At 49.3% G+C, this 26,526-nt stretch carries 25 protein-coding genes; 6 read left to right on the forward strand and 19 right to left on the reverse strand.

What is annotated here, in order from left to right:
* Positions 1-13: 13 nt before the first annotated feature.
* The 7 genes from ispH to ACSTTO_RS11805 form a co-directional block, all read right to left on the reverse strand.
* Positions 14-1,015, reverse strand: a complete 1,002-nt coding sequence (gene ispH / locus ACSTTO_RS11775) for a 4-hydroxy-3-methylbut-2-enyl diphosphate reductase (protein ID WP_439273402.1) — start codon at positions 1,013-1,015, stop codon at positions 14-16.
* Between the two features lie 221 nt (positions 1,016-1,236).
* Positions 1,237-2,013 (reverse strand): SURF1 family protein, encoded by a 777-nt coding sequence (locus tag ACSTTO_RS11780; RefSeq protein ID WP_439273403.1) that lies wholly within the window; start codon positions 2,011-2,013, stop codon positions 1,237-1,239.
* The gene (locus ACSTTO_RS11785) at positions 2,010-2,402 is read right to left on the reverse strand and encodes a DUF983 domain-containing protein (RefSeq protein ID WP_439273404.1); all 393 of its coding nucleotides are present in this window, start codon (positions 2,400-2,402) and stop codon (positions 2,010-2,012) included. The genes ACSTTO_RS11780 and ACSTTO_RS11785 overlap by 4 nt, the downstream gene beginning before the upstream one ends.
* A 153-nt stretch (positions 2,403-2,555) precedes the next feature.
* Complete coding sequence (locus tag ACSTTO_RS11790; RefSeq protein WP_439273405.1) at positions 2,556-3,434, reverse strand: cytochrome c oxidase subunit 3; 879 nt, start codon at positions 3,432-3,434, stop codon at positions 2,556-2,558.
* A gap of 185 nt (positions 3,435-3,619) precedes the next feature.
* A complete protein-coding gene (locus ACSTTO_RS11795) occupies positions 3,620-4,300 on the reverse strand; it encodes a cytochrome c oxidase assembly protein (RefSeq protein WP_439273406.1) in 681 nt (226 codons plus the stop codon).
* Between the two features lie 37 nt (positions 4,301-4,337).
* Positions 4,338-4,514, reverse strand: coding sequence for a cytochrome c oxidase system small membrane protein (locus ACSTTO_RS11800; protein WP_439273407.1), 177 nt, complete (start codon positions 4,512-4,514; stop codon positions 4,338-4,340).
* A gap of 2 nt (positions 4,515-4,516) precedes the next feature.
* The gene (locus ACSTTO_RS11805) at positions 4,517-5,470 is read right to left on the reverse strand and encodes a heme o synthase (protein WP_439273408.1); all 954 of its coding nucleotides are present in this window, start codon (positions 5,468-5,470) and stop codon (positions 4,517-4,519) included.
* 107 nt (positions 5,471-5,577) lie between these two features.
* On the opposite strand from ACSTTO_RS11805, the gene ACSTTO_RS11810 reads away from it, so the two are divergent.
* Complete coding sequence (locus tag ACSTTO_RS11810; protein WP_439273409.1) at positions 5,578-5,937, forward strand: hypothetical protein; 360 nt, start codon at positions 5,578-5,580, stop codon at positions 5,935-5,937.
* Here ACSTTO_RS11810 and ctaD read toward each other — a convergent pair.
* Positions 5,887-7,572, reverse strand: a complete 1,686-nt coding sequence (ctaD, locus tag ACSTTO_RS11815; RefSeq protein WP_439273410.1) for a cytochrome c oxidase subunit I — start codon at positions 7,570-7,572, stop codon at positions 5,887-5,889. The two genes, ACSTTO_RS11810 and ctaD, sit on opposite strands and share 51 nt — an antisense overlap.
* Before the next feature lie 192 nt (positions 7,573-7,764).
* Positions 7,765-8,646 (reverse strand): cytochrome c oxidase subunit II, encoded by an 882-nt coding sequence (gene coxB, locus ACSTTO_RS11820; protein WP_439273810.1) that lies wholly within the window; start codon positions 8,644-8,646, stop codon positions 7,765-7,767.
* A gap of 725 nt (positions 8,647-9,371) precedes the next feature.
* Between coxB and ACSTTO_RS11825 the strand changes: the two genes are divergently transcribed.
* The gene (locus tag ACSTTO_RS11825) at positions 9,372-9,968 is read left to right on the forward strand and encodes an invasion associated locus B family protein (protein ID WP_439273811.1); all 597 of its coding nucleotides are present in this window, start codon (positions 9,372-9,374) and stop codon (positions 9,966-9,968) included.
* Positions 9,969-10,118: 150 nt separating this feature from the next.
* Positions 10,119-11,546, forward strand: a complete 1,428-nt coding sequence (gene tldD / locus ACSTTO_RS11830; protein ID WP_439273411.1) for a metalloprotease TldD — start codon at positions 10,119-10,121, stop codon at positions 11,544-11,546.
* A gap of 88 nt (positions 11,547-11,634) precedes the next feature.
* On the opposite strand, the gene ACSTTO_RS11835 is transcribed toward tldD, so the two are convergent.
* The 5 genes from ACSTTO_RS11835 to ACSTTO_RS11855 form a co-directional block, all read right to left on the reverse strand.
* Positions 11,635-14,418, reverse strand: a complete 2,784-nt coding sequence (locus tag ACSTTO_RS11835; RefSeq protein ID WP_439273412.1) for a type 2 lanthipeptide synthetase LanM family protein — start codon at positions 14,416-14,418, stop codon at positions 11,635-11,637.
* Between the two features lie 1,157 nt (positions 14,419-15,575).
* Positions 15,576-16,805 (reverse strand): class I SAM-dependent RNA methyltransferase, encoded by a 1,230-nt coding sequence (locus tag ACSTTO_RS11840; protein ID WP_439273413.1) that lies wholly within the window; start codon positions 16,803-16,805, stop codon positions 15,576-15,578.
* Positions 16,805-17,584: a TlyA family RNA methyltransferase gene (locus ACSTTO_RS11845; protein WP_439273414.1), complete on the reverse strand. Its 780-nt coding sequence runs from the start codon at positions 17,582-17,584 to the stop codon at positions 16,805-16,807. The genes ACSTTO_RS11840 and ACSTTO_RS11845 overlap by 1 nt, the downstream gene beginning before the upstream one ends.
* An 81-nt stretch (positions 17,585-17,665) precedes the next feature.
* The gene (dxs, locus tag ACSTTO_RS11850) at positions 17,666-19,603 is read right to left on the reverse strand and encodes a 1-deoxy-D-xylulose-5-phosphate synthase (protein WP_439273415.1); all 1,938 of its coding nucleotides are present in this window, start codon (positions 19,601-19,603) and stop codon (positions 17,666-17,668) included.
* A 344-nt stretch (positions 19,604-19,947) separates the two neighbouring features.
* Positions 19,948-20,577 carry a YidB family protein gene (locus tag ACSTTO_RS11855; protein WP_439273416.1) on the reverse strand — a complete coding sequence of 210 codons (630 nt, stop codon included), beginning with the start codon at positions 20,575-20,577 and terminating at the stop codon, positions 19,948-19,950.
* Between the two features lie 271 nt (positions 20,578-20,848).
* Here ACSTTO_RS11855 and ACSTTO_RS11860 point away from each other — a divergent pair, with 271 nt between their 5' ends.
* Together ACSTTO_RS11860 and ACSTTO_RS11865 are read left to right on the forward strand one after the other, a co-directional pair.
* Positions 20,849-21,109 carry a GlsB/YeaQ/YmgE family stress response membrane protein gene (locus tag ACSTTO_RS11860; protein ID WP_439273417.1) on the forward strand — a complete coding sequence of 87 codons (261 nt, stop codon included), beginning with the start codon at positions 20,849-20,851 and terminating at the stop codon, positions 21,107-21,109.
* Between the two features lie 25 nt (positions 21,110-21,134).
* A complete protein-coding gene (locus ACSTTO_RS11865) occupies positions 21,135-21,632 on the forward strand; it encodes a DedA family protein (protein WP_439273418.1) in 498 nt (165 codons plus the stop codon).
* Between the two features lie 72 nt (positions 21,633-21,704).
* Here the strand turns inward: ACSTTO_RS11865 and ACSTTO_RS11870 are convergent, their stop codons facing one another.
* From ACSTTO_RS11870 to aroC, 4 genes are all read right to left on the reverse strand, one after another.
* Complete coding sequence (locus ACSTTO_RS11870) at positions 21,705-21,974, reverse strand: exodeoxyribonuclease VII small subunit (protein ID WP_439273419.1); 270 nt, start codon at positions 21,972-21,974, stop codon at positions 21,705-21,707.
* A gap of 3 nt (positions 21,975-21,977) precedes the next feature.
* A complete protein-coding gene (locus ACSTTO_RS11875; protein WP_439273420.1) occupies positions 21,978-22,940 on the reverse strand; it encodes a histone deacetylase family protein in 963 nt (320 codons plus the stop codon).
* Positions 22,941-22,981: 41 nt separating this feature from the next.
* The gene (gene ribB / locus ACSTTO_RS11880) at positions 22,982-24,088 is read right to left on the reverse strand and encodes a 3,4-dihydroxy-2-butanone-4-phosphate synthase (protein ID WP_439273421.1); all 1,107 of its coding nucleotides are present in this window, start codon (positions 24,086-24,088) and stop codon (positions 22,982-22,984) included.
* A 114-nt stretch (positions 24,089-24,202) separates the two neighbouring features.
* Complete coding sequence (gene aroC / locus ACSTTO_RS11885; protein WP_439273422.1) at positions 24,203-25,294, reverse strand: chorismate synthase; 1,092 nt, start codon at positions 25,292-25,294, stop codon at positions 24,203-24,205.
* 262 nt (positions 25,295-25,556) lie between these two features.
* Here aroC and ACSTTO_RS11890 point away from each other — a divergent pair, with 262 nt between their 5' ends.
* A complete protein-coding gene (locus ACSTTO_RS11890; RefSeq protein WP_439273423.1) occupies positions 25,557-25,814 on the forward strand; it encodes a DUF1344 domain-containing protein in 258 nt (85 codons plus the stop codon).
* A 112-nt stretch (positions 25,815-25,926) separates the two neighbouring features.
* Here ACSTTO_RS11890 and ACSTTO_RS11895 read toward each other — a convergent pair whose 3' ends face one another.
* Positions 25,927-26,526 (reverse strand): histidine phosphatase family protein, encoded by a 600-nt coding sequence (locus ACSTTO_RS11895; RefSeq protein ID WP_439273424.1) that lies wholly within the window; start codon positions 26,524-26,526, stop codon positions 25,927-25,929.

Below are 26,526 nucleotides of genomic sequence, written 5' to 3' on the forward strand. Positions count from 1 at the left end.
GATGCGGAAATGCCTAGTGATTGCCATTTACAAAAGCCATGTCCTGCGCTGTCAGTTCCACATCGCGGATTTCACGGTTGACCAGAAAATTCTCTGTTTCTACAGTGGTAATTGCCAGATCAATGGTCACATTAAAACGCTCTGAAAAGGCGTCAATAATCTCATCAACAATAATTTCCGGTGCCGATGCGCCAGCGGAAATACCGAGAACCGAAAGCGCGCCGAGAGTATCCCAATCAATCTCCGCTGCCCGCTGCACCAGCAAGGAACGCTGCGCACCGGAGCGTTCAGCCACCTCAACCAGACGCTTGGAATTGGATGAATTCGGTGCGCCCACAATCAGAAAAAGATCACATCCGGGAGCGGCCTCTTTCACGGCTTCCTGGCGGTTTGTTGTTGCATAGCAGATTGATTCAGCAGCCGGCGCGGTAAGCTGCGGGAAACGCTCCTTCAGCTTGGCAATAATTCCTGCCGTATCATCCACCGATAAAGTTGTCTGAGTTACAAAACCCAGATTATCAGGATCTTCCGGCTGGTATTTCTCGGCATCCTCAACGGTTTCAATCAGGGAGACTGTGCCTTCCGGCAATTGCCCCATAGTGCCGATCACCTCCGGATGACCGGAATGACCAATAAGAATAACATGGCGGCCAAGGCGCTGATGACGCATTGCCTGTTTGTGCACCTTGGAGACCAGCGGACATGTTGCATCAAGATAAAACAGGTTTTTGGCGTCGGCATCCGCAGGTACTGATTTTGGCACACCGTGGGCAGAGAACACCACCGGCTGATTGCGATGCTGCGGCGGAATTTCATCCAGTTCCTCCACAAAAATGGCACCGCGCGCTTGCAAGCCTTCAACCACATAGCGGTTATGCACAATCTCATGGCGGACATAGACCGGTGCGCCATATTTTTTCAGCGCCAGAACCACAATCTGAATGGCGCGGTCAACACCGGCACAAAATCCGCGCGGCCCGCACAGGCGAATGGTCAGCTTAGGCTTATCAGTCATCAGATTATGATCTATCCCGTCTTATGAAGATATTGCACCGGTACAAAATAAGATTGCGGCCAATGCATATCAACTTACGCATTCAGGGGCAATTGACAGAATTTATCTTATGCAATCAACACAAGCCTGCCCCTGCAATGTGCACTTCATATAGGATAAAATGCGCCGCTGCCACCAAAACCAGCCTTATAGAGCCAATTTCCTGTATTGTTTCAGCACGGTTATATATTGCGCCGGCGCCACACAAAAATTACGGTTATCACCAGCAGCACCGCTGCAAGGCCAAACCATGTTACAGCATATTGCAGATGATTATTGGGTAATTCCAATATGGTAATCCCCCCTGCGGGCAGCCCCCCCGGATTAGGGCTTGCATCTGCATCAACAAAAAAACCGACAAAATCATGCGCCTGCGACAAGCCGCTGTTTTCCATCATCGTGCCCCAGTCTTTCCAGTAATAGAGCTTTTTATCAGGCTCATTATCCGGCAGGTAGAATGATGGTTTGGCAATCAACGGATCCCGTGCAAGGCCGTTAATGGTAACCTCGCCCGTAACCTGCCCTGCAAGGCGTGTTTCAGGCTTTTGCTTTTCATAGGGCACAAAACCGCGATTGATAAAAACTGCCCGCCCGTCAGCCAGAAGCAGCGGTGTATAAACAGCATAGCCGGAAACGCCTTTGAAGGTTGTAAAGAAATATTGCTCATGATCATGGGCAAAAGTTCCGCGCAGCGTAACCGGCATATAATCAACCGATCCTGTCAGCATAAATCCAGCCTCAGCCTGCGCCAGCGTTTTGGGCGCGGCATGTATGCGCTGATCAATACCCGCGATTAATTGCTCTTTCCAGAACAGGCGCTGCGTTTGCCAAATACCAAGGCAAACCAGCACTGCAAATAATATTGCAGCGCAAATCAGCAATCCCCATGGCTGCGCCCCTGAGCGGCTCCTTAACCGGCCTTGTTGTGTTTTTTTGTTCCCGCTCTGCGGCGCGCTCATAAATCGCCCCGTTTATCCAGCTGCCCTGAAGAGGCCTTATGCTTATATTGCAGTGTAATCAAAATACCTTTCATCCAACGCGTCATAATAAGACCAAGGATAATTGCCAGCGGTATCCAGATCATAAAATGCAACCACAGTGGAAACTGATAGGAAACCTCTGCCCATAAGGCCAAAGCAGTGACAATAAAGCCATCCAACAACAGCACAAAAACCACAGGCCCGTCACCGGAATCCGCGAAGCTGTAGTCCAGTTCGCAGATCTCACATTGTTTTGCCAGTTTCAGATAACCATTAAACAAGGCTCCCTGACCACAACGCGGACAGCGCCCCCTGATGCCTGCTGCAACCGGCTCTACCGGAGGATAAAGATTATTATCATTACTCATAGTGCTCTTTCCTCGCCCCTGTTTTTCAGCCCCGTCGATTATAGGAATGCCGTTTCAGACCATACACAGTTCAGAATATAAACAGCGCCGTCCCCCTCCGGAACACGGCGCTGTTTTTAACCTTTCACTCTTCACAGGACGTGAAGCAATGCCCTAATGGCTGGCAAATTGCGCGCCCCATGAGCCCCATACATAAATGCTGAAAAACAGGAACAGCCAGACCACATCCACAAAATGCCAATACCAGGCCGCAGCTTCCATGCCGAAATGGTGTTTTGGTGTAAAATCACCGCCAATAGCGCGCAACAAGCAAACAGCGAGAAAGATTGTGCCCACCAACACATGGAAGCCGTGAAAACCGGTGGCCATGAAGAAGGTTGCCCCATAGACGGAATCCTTGAATGCAAAGGGCGCGTGAATATATTCATAAGCCTGCACACAGGAAAAGAGCACACCCAGCGCCACAGTCAGCGACAGACCCCAGACCAGCCCTTTCCGATCATTATGCAAAAGCGCATGATGCGCCCATGTCAGCGTGGAACCGGAAAGCAGCAAAATAACCGTATTGTAAAGCGGAAGATGCATAGGATCGAGCACTTCCATGCCCTTTGGCGGCCATTGGCCACCGGTAAATTCCGCACGCATTACCTGATGGGCTTCATTCGGGAACAGGCTGGCATCAAAAAACGCCCAGAACCATGCCACAAAAAACATAACTTCCGAGGCGATGAACATAATCATGCCATAGCGCAAATGGATGGAAACAACGCGCGTATGGTGCCCCTCCCGCCCTTCGCGGATTGTATCTGACCACCAGCCATACATGCAGTATAAGATAATGGCGATACCAATAAAGAAGACCCACGGCGTTACAAAATTAACACCGAACAGGTTCAGCTCGCCTGAATTGAGATAGCGCATATAAGAAATGCCGCCCAGAGCCAGCACAAATGTGCCAATGGAACTTAAAAAAGGCCACGGGCTTGGCGCGAGAATATGATAGTCATGGTTCTTCTGATGAATATCTGCCATGTGTCTCCCCCTTAAGGTTACAGGCCTTAAGGCTCCTCTGTTTATCTGCCGGATACCGGCACCGGAATATCCGGATGATACCCTGTTTTCTCACCCGCAAGATGCCCTCTTGCGCTATTTTTTACTCCGTTTGCTGTTTTACACATTATCGCATCCTGTTGCGGATATGTGTAAACAAACAAGCTCTAGCCCTGCGGCTTAACATCTGTTTTTACCGCATTATTATTCTGCATAACAATTGAACCGGAAGGCTCCTTATCCAGCGGAAAAAATGTATAGGACAGTGTTATGGTCTTTAGATCTTTCAGGTCTTTTTCCTTCACAATATCCGGATCAACAAAAAACATAACCGGCATTTCCATACGCTCACCGGCAGCCAATGTGGTATCGGTAAAGCAGAAACACTGCACTTTATTGAAATAAGAGCCGGTCAGATCAGGAGATACATTGAATGTAGCGCGCCCGGAACTGGGACGGTCAGAAATATTATGCGCCTCATAATAAATCACCGTGGTTTCACCAATACGTACAGTAACTTCACGCTGGACGGGCCTGAACTCCCATGGCAAAGCGCCGGAAACATTGGCATCAAACCGCACTTTCACAGTCTTATCCAGCACAATATCCGACATTTGCTCCACACGCTGGGTGGTGCCGCCATAACCTGTTACGCGGCAAAACATTTGATACAAAGGCACCGCAGCATAGGCCATGCCGATCATCGCCAGAAAAAAACTAAAGCATGATAAAGCGATAATACGGTTTGAGCGCTGATGCCGCACAGAATTTTCTGCCTGTTCAGCACCTGCATTGCGCCCGGCATTTATATTACCGCCAGCTCCGGTTTTCTCCGGTTGTTGTGTCATTGTTTGCGCCGCCTCCCCGCAGCTTCCCGCCCGCTCCTTACATCGGACGAACCAACACGTCAGGCCCCAGTTTAACCCAGGTGCCAATATAGACAATCAGCACAAATGCCGCCAGAGCCAGACCCAGCGCAATTGAACGGCTGCGCTGCGCCTTTCTTTGTTTTGCACTCAGGCTGATCAGCTCAATCTCCGGCTTTTGTGTTTGTTTTGCCATCATCATCCCCCGATCACAGACAAGATTTTGGCAACCAGCACCTCCAGCAGAAGCACCATGAACAAGGCCGATAAATAAACCAGCGAAAACCGGAACAATGCACGTGCTGCCCGCATCTGCGCCTCATGTTCCGGTGCCATCCAGAGCTGCAACGCACGCAACACAAAAATCGCCCCAAGCAAAGCAGACAGCACACCATAAACAGTGCCGCCAAAGCCCAAAACCCAAGGCAGAACCCCAACAGGCGCCACAAGCATACTATAGACAACAATCTGTAAACGGGTTGATTTTTCCCCCTTCACATTCGGCATCATCGGCACTTTTGCTGCTTCATAATCCCCTTTTGTAAACAGAGACAGCGCCCAGAAATGCGGCGGTGTCCACAAAAAGATAATAAGAAACAGCACAATGCTTTCAAGGGAGATTGTGCCCGTTGCCGCCGCCCATCCGATCATAGGCGGAAATGCGCCTGCCGCACCGCCAATCACAATATTTTGCGGTGTGGAGCGCTTCAGCCACATTGTATAGACAACGCTGTAGAAGAAAATGGTAAAGGCCAGAAGCGCAGCCGCCAGCCAGTTAACCAGCAGGCCAAGTGTCATCACCGAGAAAACCGACAACACAATACCATAGGCCAGAACCGTTTCTTCACGCACCAAACCGGCCGGTATAGGGCGTTTTTTCGTGCGCTTCATGATCCGGTCAATATCCGCATCATACCACATATTCAGTGCACCTGACGCACCGCCGCCGATTGCAATACAAAGAATAGCAATTGCCGCCAGCACGGGATTCATATGCCCGGGCGCCACGATCAAACCAACAAACCCTGTAAACACAACAAGGGACATAACACGAGGCTTCAACAGCGCAATATAATCGCGCGCGCCGGCTTCTGACAGATAACATTCTGCCCCCTGCGCCCCAGCCCTGTTATTTTTTTCAACCAGAGTCATTCGTTATATGTGCCCTTATCTTCGCTTTCCGGCGCGCAGGTTATCAGAGGCAATGTTGCCGATCTTCACCATGGATCACCGTTTTAATATTACAGCCGGCAGAATGATTGCTTAAGCCTTTTCACCAAATATTGAGAAGAGAAAACAGAAAAACTATCTTGCTCTCCTTCTTTGCTTACATCCATTATCCCGATCATAATCCGGCCGATTATCCGCCTGATTATTCAAATGCAAAGCTGCCTCGCAATTTGGCTGCGGAGGTGCTCTATACACCCAAAAAAACCGCTGTACATCTGCCATATTTCAGAAACCCCGCAATAAAGGCCGATGCCTGTTCAAAAGCCTGTTATTATGAACTGCGAACCGCCTGGGGCAGATATGAAAACGGGCAGCAGCTGCGCCGCCGCCCGCTCCTGTTATTTGATAAAGGGGAGCTGCTCCCACTGATGGTATGGCGGCGGCGATGACAGCTGCCATTCCAGTGTTGTTGCGCCTTCTCCCCAAGGGTTGGAACCTGCCACACGCTTTTTGGCAAAAGCCTCAAATACGCCATAGAGGAAAATAAGCACCGCAAAACCGGAAATATATGAGCCGTAAGACGACACCATATTCCAGCCGGTATAAGCATCCGGATAATCAATATAGCGGCGCGGCATACCGGCAAGACCAAGGAAATGCTGCGGGAAAAACACCAGATTTACACCAATAAAGGTGACCCAGAAATGCACCTTGCCGATCATCTCATTATACATATAACCGGTCATTTTCGGGAACCAGTAATACCAGCCGGCAAAGATTGCGAAAACAGCCCCGAGGGACAAGACATAATGGAAATGCGCAACCACATAATATGTATCATGCAAAGCACGATCAAGGCCGGCATTGGCCAGTTGCACACCTGTCATACCGCCAATGGTGAACATGAAGATAAAGCCGATTGCCCAGACCATCGGCGTGCGAAACTCAATCGAGCCGCCCCACATTGTGGCAATCCATGAGAAAATCTTGATGCCGGTCGGCACCGCAATTACCATTGTTGCAAAGACAAAATAACGCTGTGTATCCAGCGACAGCCCCACCGTATACATATGGTGCGCCCAGACCACAAAGCCGACAACACCGATTGCAACCATAGCATAGGCCATGCCGAGATAGCCAAAAATCGGCTTTTTGGCGAAGGTGGAAATAATATGGCTGACAATGCCAAAGCCCGGCAGGATAAGAATATACACTTCCGGATGACCAAAGAACCAGAACAGATGCTGGTAAAGGATTGGATCACCGCCGCCTTCGGGTGCAAAAAATGCCGTTGCAAAATTGCGATCTGTCAAAAGCATGGTGATACCACCGGCCAGAACCGGCAAAGACAACAGCAACAAAAATGCCGTTACCAGCACCGACCATGCAAAAAGCGGCATTTTATGCAATGTCATGCCCGGCGCGCGCATATTCAAAATTGTGGTGATGAAATTGATCGCACCGAGAATGGAAGATATACCGGCAATATGAATGGACAATATTGCAAAATCCACCGCAGGCCCCGGCTGCCCGGATGTGGAAAATGGCGGATATAAAGTCCAGCCGCCGCCAACGCCCCAGCCACCGGCAGGCCCCGGAACAAACAGGGAGATCAGCAACAACAGCAATGCTGGCGGCAATAACCAGAAAGAAATATTGTTCATACGCGGGAATGCCATATCCGGCGCGCCGATCATCAGCGGGATCATCCAGTTGGCAAAACCACCGATAAGCGCCGGCATAACCATGAAGAAGATCATCACCAGCGCATGCATGGTGGTAAACACATTGAACATATGTTTCCCCGCATCAAGCGCCGCATCCCCCTCAACACCATAAACCATGGTGGCCAGACCATGGAAAATCTGAATACCGGGTTCCTGCAATTCAGCACGCATTGCAATAGACAAAGCGCCGCCGATAATGCCGGCGATAATCGCAAAAATCAGATAAAGCGTGCCGATATCTTTATGATTGGTTGAATATACCCAGCGCACCCAGCCATGCGGCTTGTGATCGTGGCTTGCATCCGGCCCTGAATGCAGGGTGCCCTTTGGGGTATCGTGAGCTGAAGTGCCAGCCATATGATTGCTCCCGTCTCTGCAGAATATCCCGCATCATCCAGGCAGGACTATTCCGGAATTGTAATCTGCTGCATAAGCCTGATCTCAAGAAACATCAATTTCTTATATCAGGCGGCGTATGATCTGTGTCTGAACCTCTCCGTCAAAGGTTATTCACCTTATAGGCAAGATTATATGGCGGTTCCCTGCCCGTCAGTTCCGGGCAACAGTCACACTTTTACTATTTTCAATCTCGGCGATCAGCGCCTTATTGGCGCTGTCAATATCGGTGCGCGCGGCCGCCAGCCATTTATCATATTGTTCCTGCGACACCACACGCACAGCAATCGGCATAAAGGCATGATCCTTGCCGCAAAGCTCTGAACACTGGCCGTAATACAACCCCTCACGCTCTGCCTTGAACCATGTTTCATTGTTGCGCCCCGGAATACCGTCCATTTTAACACCAAATGAAGGCATTGCCCATGAATGGATAACATCTGCCGCGGTAACCAAAAGACGCACAGTGGTGTTAACAGGCACCACAACTTCATTATCCACAGCCAAAAGACGCGGATAGACAGCCAGATCCTGCTTGCCTGCCGCCGCCCTGTCTTCATCCTTCAGCAATACAGCATCAAAACTCAGCGGCTCATCAGTTTGATATTCATATCCCCAATACCACTGATAGCCCGTTGCCTTAACCGTTAATTTGGGATCATCCGGAGAATATTGCGCCGTGAGCAGCTGAAAAGACGGGATGGCCAGAAACAACAGGATAATTACCGGTCCTAATGTCCAGATCACCTCGATCATTGTGTTATGGCTGGTTTTTGACGCGACAGGATTATTCCTCTTGCTGAACCGGAAAATACACCAGAGCAGCAACAGCATAACCAAAACTGTCACCGGAATAATAAACATGAGCGAATAGCGCTCAAACCAGTGTATTTGCTCTGCAATTCTTGTTGCTGCCGCCTGCCAGCTCAATTGCCAGTCTACCGGCTGGCCAGCCTGCGCGGAAACTGATGCGCCCGCGATTAATGCAAAAGTGGTTGCGCCCAATGCGCCACCGGCTATGAATTGTCTCTTCAATGCAGATTGAATGCCTGCAACAGCTTTTTTTGTGGCAATAATCCTATTCACGAACTTCTTCTCCCGATTATAGCCTGCCGGTTATTTCAGACACCGCCCTTCCCCAGCCGGTGCCCGGTTCCCCTACCGTACTGAACAACACATTATAACAGCAAGCAAAGAAGGCGAAGGATTTCCTATGCGGCATTTTTGCGCGTAATGATTTTTTGAAAAAACGCATACAAACGGCTAGCCGGCGCAAAAACCGCGGCTAAAAAGATAAGAAATAACTTTTAAAATCAATTTGTTAAAAATTTAATCGCTAAAAAATCTCAAATAGTATTTTATAAAAATACACATTCAGTCACAGATAAAACCCCTCCCGAAACATATACTGCCCCTAGCTCATAAAAGGGGTTTTGCATGATCAGCACGCCATAACAGAGAGAATCAACTCATAAAAATTAAATATTTACATTGATTCAAATCAAGCGAGATTGCAGATAAAGCAAGCGGCGGCGCAAAGGCAAATTCTCATGAGAATGTTGTTTAAAATCTGATTTATACCAAAACTTTACCTTATCAGGTTCAAATTCCGCTATTATCAATGTACACACAATATGGAAACGGCTTGTTTGACTTGTGCATTTGCCACAATCATAAAGCCGCCGTTTTTAACTGCTTTTAAAAAACATTTACCGGCTCCGGCCGGAAATGTCTGCCGAGCCGCCAAGGGTATCATGAATATGCGCCATTTCTCCTCTGTCAGCCGTAAACTTGCCGCTGCTCTGCTCGGTGCAGGCCTTATGGCTGTATCCGCCTCTGCCGCTTTTACCCAGCCTGCCCCGCAAGCTGATCCCAAGGCTGCCGCCCCGCAGGCAGCGGCCAGCCAGAATTCCGGCACAGCACAAAAAAACGGCACATTACGCTCCCAGCATGGTGCATGGTCTATTCTTTGCGACAAGCCGGCCGGTGCAAAAACTGAACAATGCGCCCTGATCCAGAATGTGATTGCTGCCGACCGCCCTGAGCTTGGCCTTTCTGTTGTGGTTCTTAAAACCGCAGATAATAAAGCCCGCATTTTGCGTGTGCTGGCACCGCTTGGCGTCTTGCTGCCAAATGGCTTAGGCCTCAATGTTGATGGCAAGGATATTGGCCGCGCCTATTTTGTACGCTGTTTTGAAGATGGCTGCTATGCGGAAGTTATTCTTGATGATGCGCTGATCGACACGCTGCGCAAAGGCAAGGCAGCAACATTTATTGTTTTCCAGACACCGGAAGAAGGCGTGGGCATCCCTGTGGAATTGCAGGGCTTCAGTGAAGGATTTAACAAGCTGCCGTAAATTCAGGCATCGCGAAATAACGGCCGCTGCCATAGTCCGGCGGCGGCGTTTAATTTTCCCTGTTCTGCTTGCCCGTCTCCGGAAAAGCCGCCATATACAGAAAACCAATCTGTAAACATAAGACAGAGTCATTGTTCCGGAGCTGTATTTATGACCACCGCCACACCAAGAAGCCTGATTGATGAATTTGATATCAGCCGCGAACAGGTTGAAAAACTGGTTTCCCAATCACTTCTGGGCAGCGATGACGGCGAGCTTTATCTGGAATATGCAGAATCCGAGGCGCTTGTTTTTGATAATGGCCGCCTGAAAAACGGCAGTTACAGCCAGGGACAGGGCTTTGGCCTGCGCTGTGTCTCCGGTGAAGGGGTTGGCTATGCTCATTCAGGAGATATGACCGAGGGTGCCCTCAAACGCGCAGCCGATGCCGCCTCTGCCATCTCCCGCAGGGCTTCATCCAGCTATAATGCTGCGCCGGCAGGCACAAACCGCCATCTTTACACCGATGAAAATCCGCTGATCGCACCGACATTTAATGAAAAAATTGTTCTGCTTCAGCAAATTGACGGCTATTTGCGCGCCAAAGACCCCAAAGTGCGGCAGGTCAGTATTGCTATTGCAGGCTCGTGGCAACAGGTGGAGATCCTGCGCGCTGACGGCCATTTTGTCCGCGATTTGCGACCCATGGTCAGATTATCCATTTCTGTCATTGCCGGACAGGGCGACAGACAGGAATCCGGCTCCTATTCCGCCGGCGGCCGCTGTCTGTTCGATGATTTTATTACCACAGGCGCATGGCAACATGCAGCCGATGAGGCGCTGCGTCAGGCTCTGATCAATCTTGAAGCCATCCCCGCACCGGCCGGTACATTTGATATTGTTCTATCCAATGGCTGGCCCGGTGTAATGCTGCATGAAGCTGTCGGTCACGGGCTTGAGGGGGATTTCAACCGCAAAAAACTTTCAGCCTTTGCCGGCCTCATGGGGCAGCAGGTTGCTGCCAGGGGAGTGACCGTTGTTGATGACGGCACCATTGCCGGCCGCAGAGGCTCCCTGACCATTGATGATGAGGGCACGCCAACCAATAAAACGGTTTTGATTGAGGATGGCAAACTCGTCAATTATATACAGGATCGCCAAAATGCCCGCCTGATGGGCATGAAGCCAACCGGCAATGGCAGGCGCCAGTCCTATGCCCATGCGCCGATGCCGCGCATGACCAATACGATAATGCTCTCCGGCGACAAGACACCGGAAGAGATTATATCTTCCGTTAAAAAAGGTATTTATGCCGTCTCTTTTGGCGGCGGACAGGTGGATATCACCTCCGGCAAATTCGTGTTTGGCTGCACGGAAGCCTATATGATTGAGAATGGTAAAATCACCGCGCCGGTAAAAGGCGCGATGCTGATCGGCAACGGCCCTGATGCCATGCATCGTATTACCATGATCGGCAATGACAGCAAGCTGGATAATGGTTCAGGCAATTGCGGCAAGGGCGGGCAATGGGTGCCTGTGGGTGTGGGGCAACCGCATCTGCGTATGGATCAGATGACAATCGGCGGCACAGCCGTCTGAAAATCACACAATTAAAAAGCGAGAAGCTCCCGCTTTTTAACATTAAATTTTTCAATGTCATAATTATGCAGGCGGCAAATCCTGCAGATCAGAATTTATCAAGCAATAGTGCCTGCCCCGCAAACAGGCCGGCAACACCGGTCATGGCTCCGACAATTTCAAAATCATTCAGGCCAAGATCGGTTATTACGCCCTCCTGCTCAATGGTTTTACGGATCTGGTTGCCAATCGCACCAGCATCCACACCAAATGCCGGCGCCAGACAATAATCAGCCATCATACCATGGCACAGGCAAAGTGACTGGCGAATTTCTCCAAGCCTCTGCCTGACAACAGCCATATCCGCCGCATAGATTTGTGCCGGAATATAAGGCTCAATGAATAAACGGGAATAACCGATACCCGCGGTTCCGTGGCACCAGGATGTGCTGCAATGATCATCGCTTCCCAAACGCGGCCAGCCTTTAGCCGTGCGATAGGCGGCTTCGCGGCAGGTATGATGACGAATAATCTCCACAGCCTCATCATCTTTAATTCTGAAACAGGTCATATATTGTGCCAGCGCTGCTGAAACGCCTGCCGTGCCATGGGCAAAGCCTAATAAAGTTTTTTCCTCATCTAAAAGCGCTTTTGCATTGATCTTTAAAAGTAAAAATGCCGCTCCGGCAAGCTTGCTGATTTGCTGTGCAAGCGGATAATCATAATAAAGCCTGTGCAATCTCAAAAGCATTACCAGCGTTCCGGCAATTCCGCCGATAAAATCAATCCGGCTATATTGATTTATATTCTCATTCAGTAATTTATATGCAATTTTTGCCAGTTCCCGATCCATAACAGGGAGCATATCCGGCAGGCATGCATTTTTTATAACGCTCAGGCTCCATAATGTGCCGGCCGTGCCGCTGAAGGCACCCAACTCAGCAGCAGGCGCCTCTCTTAGCTGCTCTGTAATCTGCAGCGCCAGCCTTTCTGCAAAATCTGTAAATGGCCGGCAGGACAAACGCTGCCCGGCAAGATGAAAAGCCAGAGCAATTCCCGATGCACCCTGATAGAGATCCGTGCCGCTCACATCAGCGCGCATATTCTTACCGGTCACATGAATATTGCGCCAATAAACTTTTTCCCCGCTATGGAGCGCACGCTCCATAATTGTTGTGAGTGTTGATTTTGCCAATGCATCCCAAAAGTGATGATCAGACAGGTTTGCAAATGCTGCAAAATTCTGCCCTGTTTTTAAACAGGCCCTGCCCTTTTTTGCCCGATATACGAGAAAGGCAAATCTCGCATCCTCAATAATCTGCTCAACATAGCCAGGCGTGAGTTTTGCAAAACGACCTTCGCATTTTTCAGCTGGCGATTGATATATTTCAACATCAAGTCTTTGCCCTGTGCCGTTACAGAGATCAGAACCATTAAAAGGCATATAAAAATAAGGAATATCACCCTGCCGTAACTCTGCAATCTCCGATTTAATAATCGCAATGTCACGTGAAGGATCGCTCAGCAGATATAATTCCTGATCCGAATTATTTTTTATCAGAGAATTAGGGTGGCGGCAGTTATAGAGAATTTTTGAATATTCCTCTGTGGCCTGCCGGACAATACGCACCGGAGCATGGCGCATAATATCATTGATTTTCATTATAACAGGCTGCCGGTTGCGATACAGAAAACCCAGCGTCTCGCGCATACCATTTAAAATATCCGCCTCATAATCAAGAAAATCAATCGCCTCACCATTCAGCATGAGCTGGCTTGCATAGTCACCTGTTGTGAATTTCTGCTTTTCCATGCGCAAAGAGGAGGATTTTCTCTGCGGATTAACCAATATATCAATATTGGTCACAGTATGAGAGCGTGCACTCAGCGGGCTTATTTCCAGATCATCATACATAACTTCTGTGGGCAATAAGAGCGATGTATAAAGATGATCCTTAGCCGGCAAATGCTTTTCTGTTGCCAAAGTGCAGGAGAACAGTGTCTCCAGATCCACAATAACCGGATATTGGCCATGCGCTACAATATTTTCCATATGAAGATCTGTGGCAGCAAAAAGATATGTCAGCGCGATCAGCGATCCATAGCGGCGATAATAATTCTGTACCTGTTCAACCGTTTCGCAATCTTTATGATCAATCGCCTCTGCCCAGCCATAACCGTCTTTAAGCAAAACCCGCGGGGCAATATGTGTAATTGAAGAGTTTTTATTAAACCAATCAATAAAACTATAAAAACCTTCATCTATCTCCATATTGCGCGGTTTATAGTAAATTATATATTCAAAACCATCCCCATCAGTACATTTAATTCTTGCTGTTTGCCGCATTGACCTGTGAGGATCACCTAACATATTGATATCACTGATCAAAATATCTTTATCGCAACCATAAAAACACCTGACAACTTCTGCTATATCCGTTGCAATATGTTTAAAGAAAATATGCAGGGAACTTGAAAATATTGTGCTGTCCTGCAGCCAGATTTCCTGCAATGCGGGATATTTTTTATAGAGCGCATTCAGGTTTTCTTTTTTGCATATTTCCCTCACAAAAAAAGAAAACCGCTCATCCGCTGTCTCTCCCTGCAGCAATCCTTCCTTATCGGAAAAATTCATCTCCAGTATCAGTAATTTTTCCCATAGTTTCTTTAAAATCGGGAGATAACAATGATCTATAATTGATTTAAATTTACCTTCTTCAACCGGAATATCCGGTATATTCAAAAATCCATCATAGTATTCTGTAGGTAAATATCTGTAAAAATCTATGAATATATCATCCGCATCATTCTTTTTCATGGAATAAAACCTGACAAAAACAAAAAAGATTTTACCAGACCATATAAGAGCAAGTCCGGTAAAATCTTCTCTCATTCAATTATATTTAAATAACACGTACACAGGTGATAAAAAGTGTAACTGTCTTTCCACTATTATTTGTGACGGAAAGTTTATCGCCAACAATTTTACAAACCAGTTTTGAATCAAAGTTCTTGGAAATCATCGTAATAGCCTTTCAATTGTATTAAAGCTCCGCATTATGCCAGTATTTTACGCTCATTATCTTATAGCTTTGACTTGGAATAAGAAGGGCTTGGCATAAGACCGGATCCCGTTAATATGAAGTTTTGTGAAACCTGGCCGTAAATAACCCAAGCTCACAGAGCAAGTTAAAAACAATTTATATTATTCCACAACACCAATAAATTACCAGCAATCATAATATTATAAATATAAAATGCAAAATTTGCTCTTAAAATCGCCACAAATAAAACATAAATTTAACTATATAAAATAATATTACATAGATTTAACAGACAACATAACTGCCGTTAAAATGACGCAAAAATAATGCAAAAGCTCAAGTTAAATAGCTTTTTTAGGGCTTACCTCAACGCTTTGCCCTCATCGCCCGACAAAAAAAATAACCATTCTCAGCTATCCACTGTCAGCCTCAAAGATTTTACCAGACCATATAAGAGCAAGTCCGGTAAAATCTTCTCTCATTCAATTATATTTAAATTAACCGCAGACAGGTGAATAATAAACTGAACACCCAAGCGTCAGTGTTTTCCCATTACTATTTGAAACGGAAAGTTTATCTCCAACAATTTTGCAAACTAATTTTGAATCAAAATTTTCGGAAATCATCATAATAGCCTTTCAACTGTATTCAAGCTCCGCATAATGCCAATATCATTATGCTCATCATCTTATAAAACTACCTTATATAAGACCGGAGCCCATTAATATGAAGTTTTGTGAAACCGAGCCGTAAAGGCTCCGAACTCACAGGCCAAATTAAAAACATTTAAAATTATTTCACAACACCAATAAATTACCAGCAATCACAACATTATAAATGTAAAAGACAAAATAAATACAAAATTTATCCTTCAAAACACCACAAATAAAACATAAATTAATATAGAAAAAAAACAAAAATTATTTTTACATTAAAAACATAAATTTAACAGCAAAAAACCACCTGTTATAATATATAGAAAAATCCAATTATGTTCTAAATGCCTTTATTTTTTTGAGAGCAATGCCACAGTTTCCACATGAGATGACCATAAAAACTGATCAACAGGGATAATTTTTTCAATTTTATAGCCCCCTTTGACCAAAACAGCGAGATCGCGCGCCAACGTTACCGGATTACAGGAAACAGCAGCCACTTTGGGCACAGAAGACCGGGCTATCTGCAGCGCCTGTTCTTCTGCCCCTGCACGCGGCGGATCAAAAACCACAGCCTGATAGGTATTGAGGTCTTTATAAAGGATCGGCCTGCGAAAAAGATCTCGGCGCTCATGAGTGACCGGCTTCAAACCCTGCACATGGCGAATACCGCGATCAAGCGCCGCCAAAGCCTGCGCATCGTTTTCCACTGCGTGAACAGCCATGGTTTCAGCCATGCGCAAGGCAAAAGTACCGACACCGCAAAACAAATCTGCTGCTTTTTTTACTTTTTTAAAATGCTCCAGCACCAATGTGACCATGGTTTTTTCTGCATCAATGGTTGCCTGCAAGAAGCTGCCTGATGGAATATTAACCGGCACTTTGCCAAATGTGATCAATGGTTTTTTCGGCTCCAGTATAATCTCGCCATCAACACTAAGGCGCGCAAAACCCAGTTCCATCATCAAAGGCGTGAGAATGCGCCGCGCCGCATCATCGGGTGACGGACAACCGCTTGCAGCCAGATCAAGGCCGGATTCTGTATCGGTTACCGTCAGCCTGAATGGTTTGGCGCCGTCAGCCAGATGCGTGGCAATTTTGCGCAGATCATCAAGCCGGGAAATAATGGCCGGAACAGTAACCGCACATTCAGAAATATTGATCAGCTCATGGCTCTGGTGCCGGTTAAAGCCGAGCAGAAGCCCTGCTTCGGTTTTACGAATGGCAAATGTTGCACGGCGGCGGCTTTGCGGAGCACAGGGCACCAATGGCGCAAGCTCATATTTCAGGCCGCGCCCGTCAAGGCTGCTTGCGACCAGCGAGCGTTTCCATGCCTGATAAGCCGATATTTCCCAATGTTGCAAGGCACAGCCGCCACATTCTTCAAAATGACGGCAAGCCGGTTCAACCCGCTGTTGCGACGGCTCCAGCAATGCTATCAGGCTGGCGCGTTTTTTATCCCGCGCAATATTGGCAACCTCTCCCGGCAGAGTAAAAGGCACAAAAACCTGCCCTTCCGGCAATTGCGCCACGCCATCACCGCCAGCTCCCATTGCATTGATTGTGACCCGCAAACTCATCAGACATCATCCTTTGCGGCGGCATTCCCGTTCTTTTTGCCTGCCAAAATATATTCCTGATTACCATCACCACCGGTAATTGGTGCAGCACAATATCCTAAAGCCTGCCAGCCGGGCTGGCTGTTAAGCCAATTCTGCAAATCCTGTGCAGTTTTTTCACCCAAAGACGGGTCTTTGAGAATCCCGCCCTTGCCGATTGCCTCGCGTCCGGCCTCAAATTGCGGCTTCACCAATGCCAGGCACCAGCTACCATCAGCGCAAAGCGCAAGTGCCTTGGGCAAAGCCAGTTTCAACGAGATAAAACTGACATCAGACACAAGGATCTCAACCGTTTTTTCCTGCAAATGGCCTGCATCCAGCACGCGCGCATTCACCCCTTCGAGATTGGTAATGCGTTGATCCCCGCGCAAGGATGGATGCAGCTGATCATGGCCGACATCAACACAAATCACATGATCTGCACCGCGCTCCAGCAAAACTTGCGTAAAACCACCGGTAGAAGCACCAATATCCAGCGCCGTTCTGCCCGTTGCCTCAAAACCGAAATGATCCAGCGCGGCAGTCAATTTCAATGCTGCACGCGAGACAAAACGACTGGCCGGATCTTCAACGGCAAGTTCAGCCTGCGCAGTTACAAGCTGGCCGGCCTTGGCAGCCACCAGACCATTCACACGCACCGTGCCACGTGCCACCGCATCGCGCGCACGCGAGCGCGTGGCAAACAGCCCGCGCTCCACCAGCGCCTGATCGAGGCGTATTTTATCGGTATTTTCACTCATGCCGCCTCAATGAATGAGACTGCAGCGCAGTGCAAGATGTTTTATCCAAACCTTTAACAAAAGGCTCATTTTATCCGGTAATCAGGCACGCAGGCCGCCGGCTTCACCCGACAGCATATCGCGGCCAAGTGCTGCAAAGGCTGCCTGCACAATACCCGCACGGTCAAGCCCTGCGCGCGCATACATGGCCTCTGGCTTGGCATGATTGAGAAACGCATCCGGCAAGGTAAGCGTGCGGATACGCAAACCATGATCAAGCGCCCCCTCATGGCTCAGAAAATGCAAAACATGTGCACCAAAGCCACCGGCTGCGCCTTCTTCAATCGTCAGTAATACCTGATGTTCCTTAGCAAGGCGGCGGATCAGATCATGATCAAGCGGCTTGGCAAAACGCGCGTCGGCAACCGTTGCGGAAAGCCCTGCCGCATCCAGCTCATCAGCCGCTGCCAGACATTCCTGCAAACGTGCGCCAAAATTCAAAATGGCAATTTTGCTGCCCCCACGCAGAATGCGCCCCTTGCCGATTTCCAGCACAGTGCCACGCTCAGGCAAATCAACACCCACACCATCACCGCGCGGATAGCGAAATGCGATCGGCCCTTCCTCATATTCTGCGGCGGTGCGCACCATGTGCACCAGCTCCGCCTCATCCGATGCCGCCATAACCACAAAACCCGGAAGATTACTTAAAAAAGCAGTATCAAAACTGCCTGCATGTGTGGGGCCATCCGCACCAACAACCCCCGCACGATCAATGGCAAAGCGCACCGGCAAATGCTGAATTGCCACATCATGCACCACCTGATCATAGGCGCGTTGCAGGAAGGTGGAATAAATCGCCGCAAAGGGCTTCAGCCCCTCAGCAGCAAGCCCCGCGGCAAAAGTCACCGCATGTTGCTCTGCCATGCCAACATCAAAAGTTCGCTTTGGAAATGCCTGCCCGAAAAGATTAAGGCCGGTTCCGTCCGGCATGGCCGCGGTTACCGCCACAATCTTTTCATCATGGCGCGCTTCCTCAATCAGCGCATTGGCAAAAACCTTTGTATAACTCGGCGCGTTTGCAGAGGGTCTGGCCTGCTTGCCGGTGATAACATCAAATTTGTTAACACCGTGATATTTATCGGCTGCCGCCTCTGCAGGCGGGTAGCCCTTGCCCTTTTGCGTTACCACATGCACCAGCACAGGCCCGTCTACATTATCGCGGATATTGCTTAAAACCGGCAGCAAATGTTCAAGATTATGGCCATCCACAGGGCCTACATAATACATGCCCAATTCTTCAAACATGGTGCCGCCAGCCCAGAAACCGCGGGCAAATTCCTCGGTTTTCCGGGCTTTATCCTGAAAGAATTTAGGCAGTTTTTTGCTGACCTGCTTGGCGATTTCACGCAGATTACGATAGGTGGCACCAGAAACAAGCCGCGCCAAATAAGCACTCATGGCACCCGTTGGCGGGGCAATCGACATATCATTATCGTTGAGAATAACGATCAGGCGCGCATCCAGCGCACCGGCATTATTCATCGCCTCATAGGCCATGCCGGCAGACATTGAGCCATCACCGATCACGGCAATCACATTGCGTTTTTCGCCCTTGAGGCCGCTTGCAACCGACATGCCAAGCCCTGCGGAAATTGAAGTGGACGCATGGCCGGTGCCGAAATCATCATATTCGCTTTCCGCACGTTTGGTAAAACCGGACAAGCCCCCCTCCTGCCGGATGGTCGGCATAAGTTCACGGCGGCCGGTGAGAATTTTATGCGGATAGGTTTGATGGCCGACATCCCAGATCAGCCTGTCATTGGGGGTGTCGAACAAATAGTGCAGCGCCACAGTCAGTTCAACCACGCCAAGGCTGGAACCAAGATGCCCGCCGGTACGCGACACAACATTGATAAGATCGGCTCGCAATTCATCCGCAAGCTGCGGCAATTGTGAGGGATCAAGCTTCCGCAAATCTTCCGGCACATGCACCTGATCCAGCAATGGCGTGTGCAGTTTATTTTTAAAACCGGTCATGCAAAAAACCTTACCTTGACTGCTGCAAACAAAACAAGAGACTGTGATAAAACAAAACAGGGCAGCGCAGATGCTGCATCCGCTAACCGTTTGTGCGCAATATGCCCGTATTTTGCAATCATCATTATTTAATCACAATCTGTCATATACCTTGTGTCAAATCTCATATGCTCTGACAGCCCGTGATATTTTTTATTGCCCTATATATATCATAAAACAAGAAATGTCCGGAATATGACATCCGGACACTCAATCACAAATTGGTTAGCACATAACAGAGCAATATTCATCCGCATGACCTGTTTTTTTAAACAGGTTATGGCAGGTTTAATTTTCGAAATTGTCTATTTCTGGCCAAGCATTTTAAGCAATTGCTGCATATCCGGCACCTGGCCATTTGCGGTCAGCTTGTCCACAATACCAGGCAATGCTGCCGAGAGCTCAGCCAGCAAATCCTGCTCATTAACGCCGACCTGCCGCGCAAGATCAGAAATCTTGTTTCTGCCAAGCGCATCGCCAAGCTGCTCCGGCGCAATCGGTGCATTGCTGCCACTGCCAACCCAGCTTTCAACCTTATCGGCATGGCCGGCCTGTGTGAGCTGCTCCAGAAGGCCGCCCAAACCGCCCGCGGAACCGCAGGCATTACCGGAAGGTGCTGCCTGCGTGGCGGAAGAGCCACCCAAAACACCACCAAGCAGGCCGCCAAGCACCCCGCCCAGGCCACCAAGGCCGCCCGCTTGTGAATTTGCCTGCATATTGCCGGAATTGCCGCCCAGAACACTGCCCAGCAAATCACCAAGACCGCCGCCGGCAGTATTCTCATCAGCAGCGCCTTGCTGAGGCTGTTGCTTATCCTCGGATTTGCCGCTGAACATGCGCCCGACAAGCAAGGCACCCAATGCAATCAAAACCGGTTTGGTCAGATTGCCACCCGGTACCGGTTCATTCGAAGAGTCATTACCGAAAAGACCCATAGGATACTTCCTCCTTGTCCGCCACATGCAGATTATTAAACAGCATTGCGCAAAAATATTCTCTTGGCAAGTTTGTCACTTGCCAAGATTGCAATCATATGGGAGCGTTTTACACAGTTACCAGAGCATGATTATATAAATCGCAACAGAATTTATGCTCCGGTTTTGGCAGTTTAGCTGCACGATACCGCCGGATATACATAAAAAGGCTGTGTTCTTAATGATATATCCGGTAACATACAGAAAAGAAAAGTGACACGGAGAAAAGCAAATGTCTGTTATCAGCTGGATTATTCTCGGTCTCATTGCCGGTTTTATCGGCAGTAAAATTGTCAATAAAAGCGGTCAGGGCATGCTGATGGATATCGTCCTTGGCATTGTCGGCGCCGTGATTGGTGGTATTATTTTCAACTTTTTTGGCGCGGCGGGTGTTACCGGCCTTAATATTTACAGCCTGATCGTATCAATTATCGGCGCGGTTGTGGTTCTGCTCATCTATCACATGATCAGCGGCCAGAAACGGCTGCGGTAATATCATCCATAGCGCGGCAGATATAATGCACTGGGCTGAATCATATATTGCTGTTTATGGCTCGGTTGCATTATTCATTATTATTTATTTTGAAAGCTTCGGCGCGCCGCTGCCCGGAGAGTCGATACTTATCGCCTCCTCCCTATTGGCGCAGCAGGGCACTTTATCGCTGCCGGCTATGCTGGCGGCGGTATTTATGGCTGCAATTCTGGGCGACAGCACCGGCTATCTTATCGGTCATTTTGGCGGGCGCAAAGTGCTGGAACGCATAGCGCCCTATATCAGGCTGACACCGCAGAGGCTGGAAAAGCTTGAGGCACAATTTGAAACATATGGCAGCGGTATTGTGATTGTTGCACGCTTTTTTGCCGTTTTGCGCCAGCTCAACGGCATTATGGCCGGAACCTTAAAAATGCATTGGCTGAAATTTTTTACTGCCAATATTATTGGCGCGGCCTTATGGACGCTGGTCTGGGGGGCAGGCCCTTATTATTTCGGAGCATTTTTTAAAAAAATGTTCTGAATAAAAAAGCAGCCGACCCTTGCCTGACTGCCATTCCTGATCACAGGATCATTAAGTTTTATTCCCGCAGCCTTATTCCGGATCCAGCGGCTCAGTACCCACAGGTGAACCCTCACGGTTGAGCTTGATTTTTTCCACCTTATCTTCTGCCGATTGCAGCAGCTTCTCGCAATGATTTTTCAACGCTTCGCCACGTTCATAAATCAGAATCGATTTTTCCAAAGCCACATCACCGCGCTCCAGATTATCAACAATTTCCTCAAGCTGTTTAAGCGCCTCTTCAAAGCTTAACGCAGCAATATCATCATTGGAAGCTGGTCTGGTGGTGTTCGGCTCGGTCATGATTTATCCTTTCATTAAACGCGTCATATGCGCTGCGGCGGAAAAGGACAAGCCCTGCAAATCATATCCGCCTTCAAGAAAACTGATCAGCCTGTGATTACAAAAACGATCTGCACGTTCCATCACCTGCCCTGTTGCCCAGTCAAAATCAGATTCGGTTAAATTAAGCTGAGCAAGCGGATCAAGATAATGGCCGTCAAAGCCCGCTGAAATCAAGATTAAATCGGGGCAGAAATTATCCAGCGCCGGCAGAATACGCGTTAAAAACGCCTCCCGAAACGCATCACCGCCACTGCCTGCGGCCAAAGGTGCATTCACAATATTGCCAATGCCGGTCTCTTTCACAAGGCCGGTACCGGGATAAAGCTGCGCCTGATGGGTTGAGCAAAACAGGATATTTTTATCAGCCTCGAAAATATCCTGCGTGCCATTGCCATGATGCACATCCCAATCAATAATCGCCACGCGCTGCGCACCATAGCGGCTTTGCGCATAACGGGCGGCAATGGCTACCGTATTGGCCATGCAAAACCCCATTGCCATATCGGTGCCGGCATGGTGGCCTGGCGGGCGGGCCGCGATAAAGGCATTATCAATCTGCGCGTTAAAAAGACCATCCGTTGCGGCAAGTGCTGCCCCCGCTGCAATGAGCACAGCCTGCCAGCTTTGCGGGCTTGCATAAGTATCCTGCCCGATTTTAACAATCGGCTGCGCCATGCCGGAAGCTATCTGCGCCTCGCCGAGCGGGGGCGGAATTTGCGCTTTAATGCGCTGCAGATAGGCTTTATCATGCACCAGTTCCAGCACCTGTTCATCAGCAACAGGCGCCTCCGCCTGATCCAGCGCATAATAATCATACCCCTCAAGCACACTGAACAAGGCGCGCAGCCTGTCCGGCCGCTCAGGATGGCCGGCGGGCGTAAGATGCTCCAGAAAAACCGGATGTGAATAAAGCCGCGTTGCCATAATGCCCTGTTGCTGCCTGCCTTATCTAAAGACAGAAAAAATTACAAGATTTCCGTTTCAAGAATAGTAATGCCGAAACCTTCAAGCCCCACATAATGACGCTCTCTGGAAGCCAGAAGACGGATGGAACTGATGCCGAGATCCTTAAGTATCTGCGCCCCCAGCCCGATCTGGCGCCACTCTTCCTCACGGGCTCTGGCTTCCTTATGGTCTTCCCGTTCCGAATTTTCAGCGCGGCGGCGTGAAACATCATGTGAGCGCACACCCACAGACCCCTCCCGCAGATAAACCAGCACGCCGCGCTTCTCTGCCGCCATGCGTTGCAACACAGCATCCAGTGCCGGTGACGCACCAAATGTATCTGCCAGCACATCTTCACGATGCAGGCGCACCGGCACATCTTCACCATCGCGAATATCGCCAAAAACCAGCGCCACATGCTGCATCGGCTCCCATGGCAACTGATAGGTAAAAGCACGCGCCGCGCCGGCTCTCGTCTCCGCCACGGTTTCGCCCATGCGCACAATCAGCGTCTCCTTGCGCTGGCGATAGGCGATAAGATCGGCAACCGTAATACGATGCAGGCCGTGTTTTTCAGCAAATTCCGTAACCTGCGGCCCGCGCATAACCGTGCCGTCATCATTGACCAATTCACAGATCACACCAACCGGCGGCAGATTGGCCAGTTTGCACAAATCAACCGCCGCCTCCGTATGACCGGAGCGCATCAGCACCCCGCCTTCACGGGCGACCAGCGGGAAAATATGCCCCGGACGCACAAAATCCGCAGGCCCTGCATTGGGATTGGCAAGATTGCGCACAGTCAATGTGCGGTCATCGGCAGAAATACCGGTGGTGGTGCCATGTTTGTAATCAACGGTAACGGTAAAGGCCGTTGAATGCGGTGCGTCATTTTCCGCAACCATTGCTGTCAGATTAAGGCGCTTTGCCTCCTGCCTCGGCATTGGCGTGCAAACAATGCCGGATGTGTGGCGCACAATAAATGCCATTTTCTCCGCTGTGCAATGCACCGCCGCCACAATCAGATCACCTTCGTTCTCACGCCCGTCATCATCCATCACAACAACGATTTCACCGCGCTCAAAGGCACGCAGCGCATCAACAACCTGCTTCTGATTATAGCTCATGGTTCTCTCCGTTATCGCCGGATTATCTTCACATTAAGTAAGCTGACCATATTTTCTTCAGACGCGGCCGGTTGCCCCTGTTAATTCAGACGCGGCCAGTCTGGCCCTGTTAACTCAGACGCGGCCAGTCTGGCCGCGGTGGCGCAAATAATGATCCGCAATTATACAGGCGAGCATTGCCTCACCAATCGGCACCGCGCGAATGCCAACACAAGGATCATGGCGCCCCCTGGTCATCACATCCACTTCTTTGCCATCCTTGTCGATGGATCTGCGCGGTGTCAAAATAGATGAAGTTGGCTTTACTGCAAAACGGGCAACCACCGGCGCGCCGGTTGCAATGCCTCCAAGAATACCACCCGCATTATTTGACAAGAATACCGGATTACCATCTGCATCTATGCGCATTTCATCAGCATTCTGCTCACCGGTAAGCATTGCCGCTTCAAAACCATTACCGATTTCCACACCTTTAACGGCAGGAATAGACATCAAACCGGATGCAATATCCTGATCCAGCTTGCCATAAAGCGGCGCGCCAATGCCGGCAGGCACCCCTTCAGCCACCACTTCAATTACCGCGCCTATTGATGAGCCGCTTTTACGAATACCATCCAGATATTGCCCAAACAGCTCAACAGAGCCCGCATCCGGTGTAAAAAAAGGATTGGTATCCACCACATCCCAATCCCAGCGCGTGCGGTCAATTTTATGTATTCCCATTGCCACCAAAGCACCGCGGATTTTTAGCCCCGGCACAATTTTACGCGCAATGGCGCCTGCCGCCACACGGGCTGCGGTTTCACGCGCGGAAGAACGGCCGCCGCCACGATAATCGCGCAGGCCATATTTTACATCATAGGCATAATCCGCATGCCCAGGCCGGTATTGGCGGGCAATCTCCCCATAATCTCTGGAACGCTGATCAACATTTTCGATCATCATCGAAATCGGCGTGCCGGTTGTGGTCATCACCCCGTTTTCATCGCTCAGCACCCCCGACAAGACCCGCACCTGATCCGGCTCGCGGCGCTGCGTGGTATATTTGGACTGGCCGGGTTTGCGCTTATCAAGATAGGCCTGAATTTCAGCTTCGGTAAATTGAATGCCCGGCGGGCAGCCATCAATTACGCAACCCAGAGCCGGACCATGGCTTTCGCCCCAGGTGGTCACGCGGAAAAGATGGCCAAAGCTGTTATGCGACATAAAAAACCCCAAGTTGAACCGGTTCTGTGCGGCTCATTTTAATTTCAATCTGGTAATGTGTTTTTATTCAGCTTTTAGCCTGCGGTCAAACCACTGAAGAGCGCCGGCTGAAAAAAGCCGGTTCACTTTTGCAAAGATAAAGCATAACAATCTATGATCACCGGTATTTTGTCTGCCACAGCCGTTCAAATGCCATAATTGAACGGCATGTTTTCAACCCGACACTCTTTCCGCAAAGAATTCTACCCGCAAAGGATTTGATATGCGTATTCTGGCTCTGCTCATGCTGTTACTGACGCCATTTTTTGCCGGCACAGCTCTGGCAGATGATGCTGAGGGTAAAATTACCGCCATTAATGAAGATGCAGAAACGCTAACCCTTGATGATGGCAAGGAATATCGCCTGCCCGGAGAGTTTGATTACAGCACCATTGAAACCGGCATGAAAGTGATTGTCACTTTTGATGTTGTTGATAAAGTCCGTTATATCAGCAATATTGATGAGGCTGATGACAGCTGATCATTTTTCAATAATTAAAGCATGAAAAAAGCGCCGTTTCAGGCGCTTTTGTTATTTTGACGCGTGGTTTTGCAGCAGCCCAAACGGGATATTCCAAATCTGCGCAATCTTTTTAAATCCACTCCAGGCTGTTATTTTCAAGCTTCAACAATTTATCCTGCGGCACACTCAGATGTGCGGCATCCTGCCCGCTCATACCTTCAATAAGGTAGAATAAAGTGCGGATGCAGCCGCCATGGGTTACGCAAACAGTCTTGCTCTGCACGCTCTCCAGCCAGCGGGCAATACGCTGCGAGAGAATCATATAACTCTCGGCATGCTCACCCGGGGGAACAAAATTCCATTTATCACGCTCGCGCTCGGCCAGAAGCCCTGCCCCGCCAACACCGGCAGCGGCAAATTCTTCCATCATATGGCCTTGCCAATCACCAAAATGCACTTCCATCAAGAGCGGATCCGTGCGGTATTCAGAAGGCACAAGCCCCAAGCGGGTGCGAATCCGCTCCATCGTTTCACGGGTGCGGCGCAAAGGGCTTGCCACGAAGTCAAACCCTTCAGCCTTGCCGATCAAAGATTTCAGCATATCGCCATTGCGATCTGCCTGTGTGCGGCCATGGTCATTGATATCAATATCCATCTGCCCCTGCACACGCTGCGAGACGTTCCAATCTGTCTCGCCATGACGCGAGAAGTAGATGATTTCCCGTGTCAT

Source organism: Pseudochrobactrum albidum, from assembly GCF_051851455.1.
Classification (GTDB): domain Bacteria; phylum Pseudomonadota; class Alphaproteobacteria; order Rhizobiales; family Rhizobiaceae; genus Pseudochrobactrum.